Annotated in this window: 11 protein-coding genes; 6 read left to right on the forward strand and 5 right to left on the reverse strand. The window is 62.6% G+C overall.

The window, feature by feature from the left end; all coding sequences use genetic code 11:
* Window positions 1-3: 3 nt before the first annotated feature.
* Entirely contained in the window at window positions 4-1,449 is a 1,446-nt protein-coding gene (thrC, locus tag AWB65_RS17105; RefSeq protein ID WP_087668289.1) for a threonine synthase, read from the forward strand.
* A gap of 176 nt (window positions 1,450-1,625) precedes the next feature.
* Window positions 1,626-3,218, forward strand: a complete 1,593-nt coding sequence (locus AWB65_RS17110; protein ID WP_087668290.1) for an ABC-F family ATPase — start codon at window positions 1,626-1,628, stop codon at window positions 3,216-3,218.
* A gap of 69 nt (window positions 3,219-3,287) precedes the next feature.
* Here AWB65_RS17110 and AWB65_RS17115 read toward each other — a convergent pair whose 3' ends face one another.
* The 3 genes from AWB65_RS17115 to AWB65_RS17125 form a co-directional block, all read right to left on the reverse strand.
* On the reverse strand, window positions 3,288-3,491 hold the full coding sequence (locus AWB65_RS17115) for a DUF1289 domain-containing protein (protein ID WP_087668291.1): 204 nt from the start codon (window positions 3,489-3,491) through the stop codon (window positions 3,288-3,290).
* A gap of 54 nt (window positions 3,492-3,545) precedes the next feature.
* Complete coding sequence (locus AWB65_RS17120; RefSeq protein ID WP_087668292.1) at window positions 3,546-4,790, reverse strand: phospholipase A; 1,245 nt, start codon at window positions 4,788-4,790, stop codon at window positions 3,546-3,548.
* Between the two features lie 213 nt (window positions 4,791-5,003).
* The gene (locus tag AWB65_RS17125; RefSeq protein WP_087668293.1) at window positions 5,004-6,344 is read right to left on the reverse strand and encodes an Nramp family divalent metal transporter; all 1,341 of its coding nucleotides are present in this window, start codon (window positions 6,342-6,344) and stop codon (window positions 5,004-5,006) included.
* 541 nt (window positions 6,345-6,885) lie between these two features.
* On the opposite strand from AWB65_RS17125, the gene AWB65_RS17130 reads away from it, so the two are divergent.
* From AWB65_RS17130 to AWB65_RS17145, 4 genes are all read left to right on the forward strand, one after another.
* Window positions 6,886-7,989 carry a polyamine ABC transporter substrate-binding protein gene (locus AWB65_RS17130; protein WP_087668294.1) on the forward strand — a complete coding sequence of 368 codons (1,104 nt, stop codon included), beginning with the start codon at window positions 6,886-6,888 and terminating at the stop codon, window positions 7,987-7,989.
* A 131-nt stretch (window positions 7,990-8,120) separates the two neighbouring features.
* Entirely contained in the window at window positions 8,121-9,290 is a 1,170-nt protein-coding gene (locus AWB65_RS17135) for an ABC transporter ATP-binding protein (RefSeq protein WP_087668295.1), read from the forward strand.
* Window positions 9,287-10,213, forward strand: a complete 927-nt coding sequence (locus AWB65_RS17140) for an ABC transporter permease subunit (protein ID WP_087668296.1) — start codon at window positions 9,287-9,289, stop codon at window positions 10,211-10,213. Before AWB65_RS17135 ends, AWB65_RS17140 begins: the two co-directional genes overlap by 4 nt.
* Window positions 10,213-11,031: an ABC transporter permease subunit gene (locus AWB65_RS17145; protein ID WP_087668352.1), complete on the forward strand. Its 819-nt coding sequence runs from the start codon at window positions 10,213-10,215 to the stop codon at window positions 11,029-11,031. Before AWB65_RS17140 ends, AWB65_RS17145 begins: the two co-directional genes overlap by 1 nt.
* A gap of 14 nt (window positions 11,032-11,045) precedes the next feature.
* Here AWB65_RS17145 and AWB65_RS17150 read toward each other — a convergent pair whose 3' ends face one another.
* Together AWB65_RS17150 and argE are read right to left on the reverse strand one after the other, a co-directional pair.
* Window positions 11,046-12,053 (reverse strand): threonine ammonia-lyase, encoded by a 1,008-nt coding sequence (locus tag AWB65_RS17150; protein ID WP_087668297.1) that lies wholly within the window; start codon window positions 12,051-12,053, stop codon window positions 11,046-11,048.
* A 22-nt stretch (window positions 12,054-12,075) separates the two neighbouring features.
* Entirely contained in the window at window positions 12,076-13,293 is a 1,218-nt protein-coding gene (gene argE, locus AWB65_RS17155) for an acetylornithine deacetylase (protein WP_087668298.1), read from the reverse strand.
* Window positions 13,294-13,458: the final 165 nt, after the last annotated feature.

The following is a 13,458-nucleotide window of genomic DNA, read 5'->3' on the forward strand; positions in this document are numbered from 1 at the left end:
CATATGAACTACATTTCGACGCGCGGCGCCGGCATCGGTGAGCGCCACACGTTTTCGGACATCCTGCTCGGCGGTCTCGCGAAGGACGGCGGCCTGTATTTGCCGAACCAATATCCGCGCGTATCGGCCGATGAACTCGCGCACTGGCGCTCGCTGTCGTACGCGGATCTCGCGTTCGAAGTGCTCTCTAAGTTCAGCGACGACATTCCCGCCGAGGAACTGCGCTCGCTCACGCGCAAGACCTACACGGCGCAGATCTACAGCAACGTGCGCCACGAGGAAAGTGCCGCGCAGATCACACCGCTCAAGACGCTCGGCGTCGAGAACGGCACGACGCTCTCGCTGCTGGAACTCTCGAACGGACCGACGCTCGCGTTCAAGGACATGGCGATGCAGTTGCTCGGCAACCTGTTCGAGTACACGCTGGCGAAGCACGGCGAGACGCTGAACATCCTCGGCGCGACGTCGGGCGACACCGGCAGCGCCGCCGAATACGCGATGCGCGGCAAGACGGGCGTGCGCGTGTTCATGCTGTCGCCGCACAAGAAGATGAGCGCGTTCCAGACCGCGCAGATGTTCTCGCTGCAGGACCCGAACATTTTCAACCTGGCCGTCGAAGGCAATTTCGACAATTGCCAGGACATCGTGAAGGCCGTTTCCAACGATCACGCGTTCAAGGCCGCGCACAAGATCGGCACGGTGAATTCGATCAACTGGGCGCGCGTCGTGGCGCAGGTCGTCTACTACTTCAAGGGCTATTTCGCCGCGACGAAGAGCAACGACGAGCGCGTGTCGTTCACTGTGCCGTCGGGCAATTTCGGCAACGTGTGCGCGGGTCACATCGCGCGGATGATGGGCTTGCCGATCGAACAGCTCGTCGTCGCGACCAATGAGAACGACGTACTCGACGAGTTCTTCCGCACGGGCATCTATCGCGTGCGTGGCGCGAGCGAGACGTATCACACGACGAGCCCGAGCATGGACATCTCGAAGGCGTCGAACTTCGAACGTTTCGTGTTCGATTTGCTCGGACGCGACCCGGCGCGCGTGCTGCAATTGTTCCACGACGTCGAGGAGAAGGGCGGCTTCGACCTCGCGGCGAGCGGCGATTTCGCGCGCGTGAAGGAATTCGGCTTCGTGTCGGGGCGCAGCAGCCACGCGGACCGCGTCGACGCGATCCGCGACGTGTTCGAGCGCTACGACACGATGATCGACACCCACACCGCCGACGGCCTGAAGGTCGCGCGCGAGAACCTGCAGCCGGGCGTGCCGATGATCGTGCTGGAAACCGCGCAGCCGATCAAATTCGGCGAAACGATCCGCGAGGCCCTCCTGCGCGAGCCGGAACGCCCCGCCGCTTTCATCGGCCTTGAAAAACTGCCACAAAGGTTCGATATCGTGCCTGCGGACGCGAGTGTCGTGAAAGCCTATATCGCCGAACGGACCTGAAAGCGGGGCGTGATCGCAGCGATACGCGGGGCGCGGCTGGTTTGCCACGCCCCGCGTCGTTTGTCGGCCTCGCGCGGCCCGCGGAAACGCTTCGCAATCGGATAACTCCGCAAAAACGCCTGAAAATCTGCTAAAATAACCGGTTTTTCGCCGTACATCATTCAAAAGGACGCGCTGTGCTGTCTACTGCCAATATCACCATGCAATTCGGGCCGAAGCCCCTCTTCGAGAACATTTCGGTCAAGTTCGGGGAAGGAAATCGCTACGGCCTGATCGGGGCGAACGGCTGCGGCAAGTCGACCTTCATGAAGATCCTCGGCGGCGACCTGGAGTCGAGCGCCGGCAACGTCATGCTCGAGCCGAACGTGCGTCTCGGCAAGCTGCGCCAGGACCAGTTCGCGTATGAAGACATGCGCGTGCTCGACGTCGTCATGATGGGCCACACCGAAATGTGGGCCGCGATGACCGAGCGCGACGCGATCTACGCAAACCCCGATGCGACGGATGACGACTACATGCGCGCCGCAGAACTCGAAGCCAAGTTCGCCGAATACGACGGTTACACCGCCGAGGCGCGCGCGGGCGAGTTGCTGCTCGGCATCGGCATTGCGATTGCGGATCACAACGGCCCGATGAGCAACGTGGCTCCAGGCTGGAAGCTGCGCGTGCTGCTCGCGCAGGCGCTGTTCTCGAAGCCGGATGTGCTGCTCCTCGACGAACCGACCAACAACCTCGACATCAACTCGATTCGCTGGCTCGAAGACGTGCTGAACCAGTACAACTCGACGATGATCATCATCTCCCACGATCGACACTTCCTGAACCAGGTCTGCACGCACATGGCGGACATGGATTACGGCACGCTGAAGGTCTATCCGGGCAACTACGACGACTACATGCTCGCGAGCACGCAGGCGAAGGAACGTCAGCAGGCCGCCAACCAGAAGGCGAAGGACCGCATCTCGGATTTGCAGGACTTCGTGCGCCGCTTTTCGGCGAACAAGTCGAAGGCGCGTCAGGCCACGAGCCGCGCAAAGCAGATCGAGAAGATCAAGATCGAGGATTTTAAGCCGTCGTCGCGGCAGAATCCGTTCATCCGTTTCGACTTCGAGAAGAAGCTGTACAACATCGCGGTCGTTGCTGAAAGCATCACGAAGAAATACGACCGGACCATTTTCGACCGCTTCGACTTGAGCGTGCAGCCGGGCGAGCGGATCGCGATCATCGGCGAGAACGGCGCGGGCAAGACCACGCTGCTGAAGGCGCTCAAGGGCGCGATCGAGCTCGACGGCGGCCGCGTGAAGTGGGCGGAGAACGCGAACATCGGCTATATGCCGCAGGACACGTACGAAGAGTTTCCGAAGGAAGAAACGCTGACCGACTGGGTCGACCAGTATCGCCAGGACGGCGACGATGACCAGATGGTGCGCGGCACGCTGGGGCGCCTGCTGTTCAACGCGGACGACATTCGCAAGTCGGTGAAGGTGCTGTCGGGCGGTGAGAAGGGCCGTATGATCTGGGGCAAGCTGATGCTCGGCCGCCACAACGTGCTTCTGATGGACGAGCCGACCAATCACATGGACATGGAATCGATCGAATCGCTGCAGATCGCGCTGGAAAAGTACGACGGGACGCTGATCTTCGTGTCGCACGATCGCGAATTTGTCAGCGGCTTGGCCAATCGCGTGATCGAAGTGCGCAATGACGGCACGTTGCGCGATTTTGGCGGCACGTACGAGGACTTTTTGACGAGCCAGGGAATTCAGTAAGCGTCAGGTCCTGGCAGAAACATGAAAGCGGCCCGCTTCGAAAGAAGCGGGCCGCTTTGTTTTGCGAGGCTATAGACGATCATACCGAAACCGCATCGCGGTGCCTTCGCGCGTGATGCGCTCCCACACGACGCGTTTCTCCTCATCGGAGAGAAAAACCCAGTTCGACACTTCTCCCGCCGTGCGGCCGCAGCCCTTGCACACCTCGTCGAAAAGTGTCGAGCAAACGCCGATACAAGGACTGTCCGGCAAGCCGTGAAGATTCGATGACATAGAAAACCCGTTGGCGCCCGCCCGCCATGAACGGCGAACGCGATGAAATGAAATTCAGCGCGCGATACTGTAGCCGATCCGCGCGATCCAGTGATTCCGCTTGTTGTAGTCGAGGATGTCCTCGCCGTACCCGTTGAAATAGCTGACGAACAGATACCCGCCCCACGCGCTGCTGATCAGCTTTGCAAGCGGATAGGTCAATTGCGAATCGACGCTGCCGTACCAGTGCTTCGTGCCCTTTCTGAGCGTCGTCGCGAGTTGCCAGCCGTCCGGGCTGCCGTACTTCACGAGCAAATCGACGTAGCCGCGATAGTCCGCGATGTCCTCGTTGCCCTTTTTCGTAATGTAGTAGTAGAACTTCGGCGATATGGTCAGGTGGTTCCCGTCGAGGTCGCCGAAGTCCCACGTCGGGCGCACGAACGCGATGTTGATCGCGCGCGAATCGTCGCCGCTCTTGCCATTCGATTCGTGGCCAATGCCCGCGCCGACTCCCATCCGCGTGTACAGCGAACTCTTCCAGCCGGTGTCCTGGACGTAGTAGAACAATTGCGGCTGGTAGCTCGTGTCGCGGAACGGCGCGGAATCGGCGGACAAATCCCAGATCGACGTCTGCGTGTAGCCGAAATACAGGTTGTCAAGGAACGAGCGCGAGCGCGGATCGTCGGGCAGCATCAAGCGGTACTTGAAGCTGAACTGGAATTTCGCTAGGTTGTCGCCGTTCTGGCCGTCGGCGAAATACATCGGCTCGAAGGTCGTCAGACGGCCGCTCAGCATACGATCGGTGTTCGTCGTCGGCACGTCGGCGGTGTTCGCGGCGGCGGTCGCGCTCGCAAGCTGCGCGGGCGTCGTAGCCTGTGACTGCGCGCGCTCGGCTGCAACCACCTGCGCCTGGTTCTCGCCGCGATTGAGCGTGACGAGCATCGGCGACGTATCGAAGCCGACCGGATCGATCTTCACCGTCCCGCGCGCCGAGTCCGGCCACGCCGCCGAATAGCGCACCCGCCGATATTGCCCGGCGCGCAGTTGCAGGTGGTCGGGCACAGCCGGCTCGCGCGTCAGGGCGAGCGGCTCTGGCGGCAAATCGCCGTTGGTGAGCGTGACGGTAAGTTGCTTCGGCACTTCAACAGTCAGCGGCTTGTTGCCGTCGGCGGTGTACATCAGCGTCAGTTCGAGCGGCTGTTGTGCTGCGGCTTCGCGCGCCGGCTGCAACACGGCGACGGTCGCATGGGCGAGATTCGCCGACGCAAGCGCGACGACGAAGGCGCCTGAGCGAGAAAAAAATAGGGGGCCTCGGGCCATGAAACGGTCGTCCTTGTTCGTGGGATGCGGGCGCGCGGCGTCTGGCGCCGAGGGGCCAGGCCGCTACGCCAGTTGTTCGCATGCCGTCGAGGCGACGGCGCGTGGTTGTCGTGTCCAGCTTCTGCCCGCGCAAACGGAATCCGCGGGAGCGGCGTTCGGCTGCGAGCGAAACGTCAGATTGTAAACGTGCTTAAGACATACGGCCGAACTGGCCTACGCGCCCTGCACGAATTGCCAGAGCAGCGCGAGGTTCAGCATGACGATGACGCCCGCGCACGCCCACGCGAGCGCGAGCGGAATCCGCGCGACGCGCCAGCGGCCCATGAGGCCAGCGTCGGAGGCGAACTTCACGAGCGGGATCACTGCGAGCGGCAGTTGCATGCTGAGCACGACCTGGCTCGCCACGAGCAACTGATTCGACCCATGTTCCCCGAACGTGCCGACGGCGACCAGCGCCGGTCCGATTGCGAGGCCGCGCGTCAGGAGCGCCCGCGCCCAGCGCGCGATCGTGAGGTTGAGGAAGCCCTCCATCACCGCCTGGCCGGCAAGCGTGCCGGTCACGGTCGCATTCAGCCCGCAGGCGAGCAGCGCGGCGGCAAAGAAGATGCTCGCCCACTGCGTGCCGACGAGCGGCGCGATCAGCCGGTGCGCATCGGCGAGATCCTCGACATCGACGTGGCCGCTCGCGTGAAACACCGCCGCCGCGACAATCAACAGCGACGCGTTCACCGTGAACGCCAGCCCGAGCGACGCGAAGGTATCGATGTTCACGCCGTAGAGCGCAGCGGAGATCGAGCGGTCGTCGCCGTCCGGGGCGTGATGCTTGACAAGCGCGGAGTGCAGATAGAGGTTGTGCGGCATCACCGTCGCGCCGAGGATGCCGGCCGCGAGCCAGATCATGCCGGCGTCGCGGAGCAGTTCCTTCGGCGGCGCGAGACCGGCGAGCGCCTCGTGCCACGCGGGCTTCGCAAGCGCGAGCTCGACCACGAAACAAAAACCGATGAAGAAGATCAGCGCGGTGATGAACATCTGCAACGGGCGCCTGCCGCGGCTTTGCAGCGCGAGCATCGCGAAGGTTCCGACCGCCGACATCATGACGCCCGCCGTCAGCGAGACGCCGAGCAGCAGTTGCAGCGCCACCGCACTGCCGACGACCTCCGCGACATCGCACGCGATGATCGCGATTTCGCAGGTGAGCCAGAGGAACACCGTCGTGCGGCGGCTGAAGCGCTCGCGGCACAGACGAGCAAGATCGCGCCCGGTCACGACGCCCACGCGCGATGCCACCCATTGCAGCAGCATGCCCATCAGGCTCGCGACCAGCACGACGCTCAGCAATTGATAGCCGTATTTCGCGCCGCTGCCGAGCGCCGTCGCCCAGTTGCCGGGGTCCATATACCCGACCGCGACCAGCGCACCCGCGCCGACGAACGAATACCAGCGTCCGCGCGGCGCGTCGCCCGGATTGCGCGAGCGGCGGTGCTCACGCGGCTCGTCGTCGGACGGCAGGCGCTCGGCGGGGCACGACGTGAGTGCGGACGGAGTGGTATTCATCGTGAATCGTGACCTCAAATAGCTGAAGCGGACTGCGGCGCATCGTCAAGGGAGCGGTGGCCGCGGGCCCGTGAGCCTTTTGTCCATGCCGCTGGCGTCGGGGGCGACGGTGCATCGAGGGCACCGCGCCGGAGACATCCGAAATGGCTCAGCAACGACTGTTCCGCCTGGCTATTCGAGGGCGTCGCAAGGCGATCGAGCGGCCTGCGACATCCAAAGACGGATATTGACATTACGCAGGCCATCCCCTGTCTGGATTCATTAATGCGAGTGTGGTTTTTGCCCGGTGTCCGTTGCACGGATTAGGGGCTAAAATCGCGCGTCTCGCGGGGGCGCGACCAGCTGCAGAGCGGTTGAGCGCGGCGATGTATCGGGGCGTCGCGTGGACGATCCCTGTACATTTGACGCGACAGACGGCGATTGTTTTTTGTCCCGCCGGGGTTTAATGGTAGTTTTCGGGTTTTTAAGGGAGCGGCGGACGCGTCGAGCGACGACGGTCCGTACGGTAAGGCGCTCGAAAGTCGAACGACGGAGAAACGAGATGAAAGAAAAATTGGCGGCCCTGGCCGGCGTGATCGCTTGCGCGGTGGTGCTGGCGCCGGCGGCGGTATCGGCGAAGGACACGCAGCTCAACGTGTACAACTGGTCCGACTACATCGCCAAGGACACGATCCCGAATTTCACCAAGCAGACCGGCGTCAAGGTCAAGTACGACAACTACGACAGCGACGACACGCTCCAGGCCAAGCTCCTCACCGGCAACTCGGGCTATGACGTCGTCGCGCCGACCAGCAATTACGCCGGCAAGCAGATCGCCGCGGGCATCTTCGCACCGCTCGACAAATCGAAGCTGCCGAACCTCAAGTATCTCGACCCGGACCTGATGAAGCTCGTCGAGGGCGCCGATCCGGGCAACAAGTACACGGTGCCCTGGGCGTACGGCACGACCGGCCTCGGCTACAACGTGACGAAGGCGCAGCAGATTCTCGGCAGCGGCGTCGCGCTCGATAGCTGGGACGTCCTCTTCAAGCCGGAGAACATCTCGAAGCTGAAGGCGTGCGGCGTCTCCGTGCTCGACGCGCCGGACCAGATGTTCGCCGCCGCGCTGCATTACATCGGGAAGGACCCGATGAGCACGAACCCGGCCGACTATCGCGAAGCTCTCGCGATGCTCAAGAAAATCCGCCCGTACATCACGCAGTTCAACTCGTCGGGCTATATCAACGACATGGTCGGCGGAGACGTGTGCTTTGCCTACGGCTGGTCGGGCGACGTCGTGATCGCGAAGCATCGCGCGGTCGAGGCGAAGAAGCCGTTCAAGATCGAGTACTACATTCCGAAGGGCGGCGCGCCGGTCTGGTTCGACGTGATGGCGATCCCGAAGGACGCGAAACACAAGGAAGCCGCGCACGAGTGGATCAACTACATCGAGACGCCGCAGGTCCACGCGGCGATCACGAACGCGGTGTATTACCCGAGCGCGAACGCCGAGGCGAAGAAATACGTCGACAAGGACGTGGCGAACGATCCGGCCGTTTATCCGCCGCAGGAAGTCATCAAGACGCTGTTCCTGCTGAAACCGCTGCCGCCGGAAATCCAGCGGCTCCAGACGCGGCTCTGGACCGAATTCAAGTCCGGCCGGTAGACTTAAGCGTTTTGCAGATCAGTTGAAACACGAAGCCCCTGGACCGCCGGGGGCTTTGTTCGTCGCCGGGACGAACGTTCCCCGGCGTTACGCCGCGTAGTGCAGATATCGCAGGAGTCGAGCAGGCAATCATGAGTGAGCAGTCGAGCGCAGTGCACGCAGCGCCTAATTCCGGCAGGCCGGGGCAGGGCAGTCCCGCCGCCGGCCCCGGCACGGACAATTTTGTGCAGATCGTCGAGGTCGTGAAAAAATTCGACGAGACGGTCGCGGTGAAGGGCGTCAGCCTGTCGGTGAAGAAGGGCGAGCTGTTCGCGCTCCTCGGCAGTTCCGGCTGCGGCAAGTCGACCCTGCTGCGCATGCTCGCGGGGCTCGAAACCGTGACGTCCGGCCAGATCCTGATCGACGGCGAGGATCTCGCGAAAATGCCGCCGTACAACCGGCCGACCAACATGATGTTCCAGTCGTATGCGCTCTTTCCGCATATGACGGTGGAATCGAACGTCGCGTTCGGGCTGAAGCAGGAGGGCGTGCGCGGCGGCGAGTTGAAGGATCGCGTGCATACGGCGCTCGAACTCGTGCAGATGGCGCGCTTTGCGAAGCGCAAGCCGCATCAGCTATCGGGCGGACAGCAGCAGCGCGTGGCGCTCGCGCGCAGTCTCGTCAAGCGGCCGAAGCTGCTGCTTCTCGACGAGCCGATGTCCGCGCTCGACAAGCAGATCCGTCAGCGCACGCAGATAGAGCTCGTGAACATCCTCGATCAGGTCGGCGTGACCTGCATCATGGTCACGCACGACCAGGAAGAAGCGATGACGATGGCCGACCGCCTCGCCGTCATGAGCGAAGGCCAGATCGTGCAGCTCGGCACGCCGCACGAGGTCTACGAATATCCGAACAGCCGCTTCTCGGCGGAATTCATCGGCTCGACCAATCTCTTCGATGGCAACGTCGTCGAGGACGAGCCGGATCACGTGTTCGTCGAATCGGCGGAATTGCCAGCGCGGCTGTATGTGAATCACGGCATCACCGGGCCGCTCGGCATGCCGGTGACGATCTCCGTGCGCCCCGAGCGCATCGCGCTGATGCGAAAGCCGCCCGAAGGTGCGTACAACTGGGGGCGCGGCACGGTGTCGAACATCGCGTACATGGGCGGGTACACGCTCTATCACGTGAAGCTCGACAGCGGCAAGGTGGTGGTGGCGAACGTGTCGAGTCTTGCGCTCGGTGAAATCGATTCGCCCACGTGGGACGACGAAGTCTACGTGCGCTGGAGCGCATCGGCCGGCGTGGTGCTCACCGCATGAAGCGCGCGCTCGAACTTCTCGGCACGCCGTGGCGGCGCATGGGCCTGACGGGCCGTTCGGCCGTGATCGGCGGCCCATACATCTGGCTGCTGCTGTTTTTCTTCGTGCCGTTTCTGCTGGTCGTGAAAATCAGTTTCGCGGACGCGCAACTCGGCATTCCGCCTTATACCGAACTCGTCGCGATGAAGGAGGGCGTGCTCAATATCGCGCTCGATTTCTCGCATTACGCGTTCCTTTTCACCGACAGCCTGTATTTCGCCACCTACATGAATTCGCTGCTGGTGGCGGCGGTATCGACAGTGTTGTGTTTGCTGATCGGTTATCCGATGGCGTATTACATCGCCCGCTCGAATCCGGCGACGCGCAATATCCTGATGATGGCGGTGATGCTGCCGTTCTGGACATCGTTTCTGATCCGGGTGTATGCGTGGATTGGTATTCTGAAAAACAATGGCTTGCTGAATAACTTCCTGATGTCGATTGGCTTGATTCATTCGCCGATCGAGCTTTATCACACGAATATCGCGGTTTATATCGGCATGGTGTATTCGTATTTACCGTTTCTCGTGATGCCGCTTCATGCGCATCTCGTGAAAATGGATTTGACTTTGCTCGAAGCGGCCTACGATCTCGGCGCGAAACCCTGGAAGGCATTCGTGCAGATTACACTGCCTCTATCGAAGAACGGGATTATCGCGGGTTGTCTGCTCGTATTCATTCCCGCGGTCGGGGAATACGTGATTCCTGAATTGCTCGGCGGCGCGGATACGCTGATGATCGGCCGCGTCATGTGGAACGAGTTCTTCGATAACGCCGACTGGCCGATGGCTTCGGCCGTCACCTGCGCGATGGTGCTGCTGCTGCTCGTGCCAATGGCGCTCTTCCAGCATTATCAGGCGAAGCAACTGGAGGAGAAGCGATGATCAAGCCGAGTCGTTCGCTTCAATTCACATCGCTGGGAATCGGATTCGCGTTTCTCTATATTCCGATCATCAGTCTGATCGTTTATTCGTTTAACGAGTCGCAACTCGTGACCGTCTGGACGGAGTTTTCGCTGCGCTGGTACAAGGCGCTCTGGCAAGACGAAGAGTTGATCAACGCCGCGTGGCTTTCATTGCGCGTCGCGCTTGTGACAGCTTGCGCGTCGGTGGTGATCGGGACATGGGCCGGTTTTGTATTGGCACGCATGGGACGGTTTCGCGGTTTCACGCTTTACACCGGCATGATCAATGCGCCGCTCGTGATTCCGGAAGTGATTCAGGGGATTTCGCTACTGCTGCTGTTCGTCGAAATGGCGAAGGTTTTCGGCTGGCCTGCCGGACGTGGCATTTTCACGATCTGGATCGGCCACGTGATGCTGTGTATTTCCTATGTCGCGATTATCGTGGAATCGCGCGTGCGGGAATTGAATCCGTCGCTGGAAGAAGCCGCGCTCGATTTGGGCGCCACGCCATTGCGAGTATTTTTCTCGATTACGCTGCCGCTGATTTCCCAGGCGCTCGTGGCCGGATGGCTTTTGTCGTTCACGCTGTCGATCGACGACCTCGTGCTGTCGGCGTTTCTTTCGGGTCCCGGTTCGACCACATTGCCGCTCGTCGTGTTTTCGCGCGTGCGGCTTGGGCTGAATCCTGAAATGAACGCGCTCGCCACGTTGTTCATCGCGTTCGTGACGGTGGGCGTCGTCGCCGCGAACTACTTCATGCAGCGAAGCGAACGCAGGCGGCTGGCGGGCGTCATTTAACGCTCGCCCAGCGCTTAAGACGCGCTGGCCAGATGCCGCGCGAACGTCGCCGAGTCGGTATTCGTGCCGCACAGCAGGATGCCGACCCGCTTGCCTTGCAGTCGTTCGCGCAGCGGCCCGAGCAGACCCGCCGTCGCCGCCGCGCACGACGGCTCGACCGCCAGCTTCAGCTCGTTGAAAAGCTGCAGCATGCCGCGCCGCAGTTCGGCATCGGACACGGTCACGATCTCGTCGATATGCCGGCGGCACAGCTCGTAGCTGTACTCCTCGGTATGCGGCGCCATCAGCGAATCGGCGATGCTGTGCATCGATCCCATCTTCACCGTGTGCTTCGCCGCGAAGCTCTTGCTCATCACGTCGGCGCCTTCGGGCTCGACGCCATACACGTGGATCGACGGATTCGCGAGCCGCATCGCCGTCGATACCCCCGCCGCCAGTCCGCCGCCGCCGATCGGCAGGACGACCGCTTCGAGATCAGGCGCTTGCGAGGTCCACTCGTAGCCGAGCGTCGCCGTGCCGAGCACGGTGCGATAGCCGCTGAACGGATGCACGAAGAAGCGGCCTTCCTCGGCCTCGATGCGGCGTACGATCTCGAACGCCTCGGCGCCGTTCTCCGCGAACACGATTTCCGCGCCGTAGCGCCGCGCGAGCGCGACGCGCGTCGGGCTTGCCGTGCGAATCATCACGACCTTCGCGCCGATCTCCATGCGCATCGCCGCGTACGCGACCGCCACCGCGTGATTCCCCGCCGACACGCACGTCACGCCCGCGCCGCGCTCGCTGGCATCGAGCGCCAGCAGGTTCGAGAACGCGCCGCGCGCCTTGAACGTGCCGCTCGCCTGCAGCAGCTCGAACTTGAACGTGATGGGCGTGCCGTCGAGCGTCGGGAAATCGTGGCGCTCGAAGGTCGGCGTGCGCGCGACCCACGGCGCGAGTGCCATGTGCTGCTCGGCGATGTCGTCGAGGGTGGGGATCGGCGTGCCGTCGATGGTGTGGTCGGTGTGCTGGCTGGCGCTGGACATGGCGGTTCGGCGTAAAAAGGAATCAGCGGGCGGCGTGAGCGTCGACCGACATGCTGTGGATGAACTTGCCGAGGAACGCCTCGCACGCAGCCAGCTGTTCGAGCGACACATACTCGTTCGCCTTGTGCGCCTGCTCGATGTTGCCCGGGCCGCACACGATGCTCGGCACGCCCGCGAGCGCGAACAGGCCCGCTTCCGTGCCGTACGCGACCTTGCGCTTGTCCTGGTTCTCGGTCAGGGCGCGCACGAGTTGCGTGATCGCGGCCTGCTCCGATGCATCGAGCCCCGGCGCCGACGCGATCCGCGAGAACTCGATCGCCGCGTTCGCGTGTTCCTTCAGCATCTTCGGCAGGAGCGTTTCGCGCGCGTAGGCGTCGATGCGCTTGAAAACGGACTCGGGGTCCAGCGTCGGGAGGTTGCGGAATTCGAACTGGAAACTGCATTCGGCGGGCACGGTGTTGATCGAATTGCCGCCCTTGATCGTGCTCGTCTGCGCGGTGGTGAAGGGCACGTCGTAGAGCTCGTCGAACGGGCCTTGCGCGCGGAATTCATCGGCGACGTCGCGGATGAAGCAGATGAGGCGCGCGGCGTATTCGATCGCGTTGAGGCCCTTCGGCGTCAGCGACGAGTGCGCTGCAAAACCGCGCACGCAGCAGTTGTACGTGTTGATGCCCTTGTGCGCGATGACCGGGCGCATCGAAGTCGGTTCGCCGACGATGCAGCCGTCCGGGCGCACGCCGCGTTTTTGCAGGTCGGTGAGCATCAGCGGCGCGCCGGCGCAGCCGATTTCCTCGTCGTAGGACAGCGCGAAGTGGATCGGCTTTGCGAGCTTGGTCGACTGCATCCTGGGCAGGAGCGCGAGCGCCGTGCCGATGAAGCCTTTCATGTCGCACGTACCGCGGCCGTAGAGCAGGCCGTCGCGGATTTCGGGCTTGAACGGGTCGCTGGACCAGTCCTGTCCGTCGACGGGAACGACGTCCGTGTGGCCCGACAGCACGATGCCGCCGTTTGTCTCGCCGTCGTGGGCGGGGACGGTGGCGAAGAGGTTGGCCCACTGGCCGCGGCTGTCGGTGGTGATCGTGGCTTCGATGCCGGCGGCGCGCAGTTCGTCGCGCACGGTTTCGATCAGGCCAAGATTCGGATTGCGGCTGACGGTGTCCATCGAGACGAGCCGTTCGACCCAGGGAAGCGCGACGGGAGAGGGGGATTCGGTATGCGCCGGTTCGGCGATGTGGGACATGTTCTTGCTCCTGCTGGTTAGAGTTCGATCATACCGAAATTTTGAGAGGGGATTTCAGGGCCTTGCGGTGCGGGTGCCTCGGGAGGGATTGCCGGCCCGCGGTGGTCCGAGCAGCTCGCTGACATTTGTTGACTTTTCGACCTGGCCGATTTGGCTACGATGGAT

Origin of the sequence: Caballeronia humi (assembly GCF_001544475.1) — a bacterium.
GTDB lineage: Bacteria > Pseudomonadota > Gammaproteobacteria > Burkholderiales > Burkholderiaceae > Caballeronia > Caballeronia humi.

What these genes read in the sequence shown, in the direction of transcription:
- AWB65_RS17115 (WP_087668291.1), bottom strand. Translation starts at nt 3,491, where the DNA reads ATGTCATCGAATCTTCACGGCTTGCCGGACAGTCCTTGTATCGGCGTT.
- AWB65_RS17140 (WP_087668296.1), top strand. Translation starts at nt 9,287, where the DNA reads ATGAAGCGCGCGCTCGAACTTCTCGGCACGCCGTGGCGGCGCATGGGC.
- AWB65_RS17135 (WP_087668295.1), top strand. Translation starts at nt 8,121, where the DNA reads ATGAGTGAGCAGTCGAGCGCAGTGCACGCAGCGCCTAATTCCGGCAGG.
- AWB65_RS17125 (WP_087668293.1), bottom strand. Translation starts at nt 6,344, where the DNA reads ATGAATACCACTCCGTCCGCACTCACGTCGTGCCCCGCCGAGCGCCTG.
- argE (WP_087668298.1), bottom strand. Translation starts at nt 13,293, where the DNA reads ATGTCCCACATCGCCGAACCGGCGCATACCGAATCCCCCTCTCCCGTC.
- AWB65_RS17120 (WP_087668292.1), bottom strand. Translation starts at nt 4,790, where the DNA reads ATGGCCCGAGGCCCCCTATTTTTTTCTCGCTCAGGCGCCTTCGTCGTC.
- AWB65_RS17150 (WP_087668297.1), bottom strand. Translation starts at nt 12,053, where the DNA reads ATGTCCAGCGCCAGCCAGCACACCGACCACACCATCGACGGCACGCCG.
- AWB65_RS17130 (WP_087668294.1), top strand. Translation starts at nt 6,886, where the DNA reads ATGAAAGAAAAATTGGCGGCCCTGGCCGGCGTGATCGCTTGCGCGGTG.
- thrC (WP_087668289.1), top strand. Translation starts at nt 4, where the DNA reads ATGAACTACATTTCGACGCGCGGCGCCGGCATCGGTGAGCGCCACACG.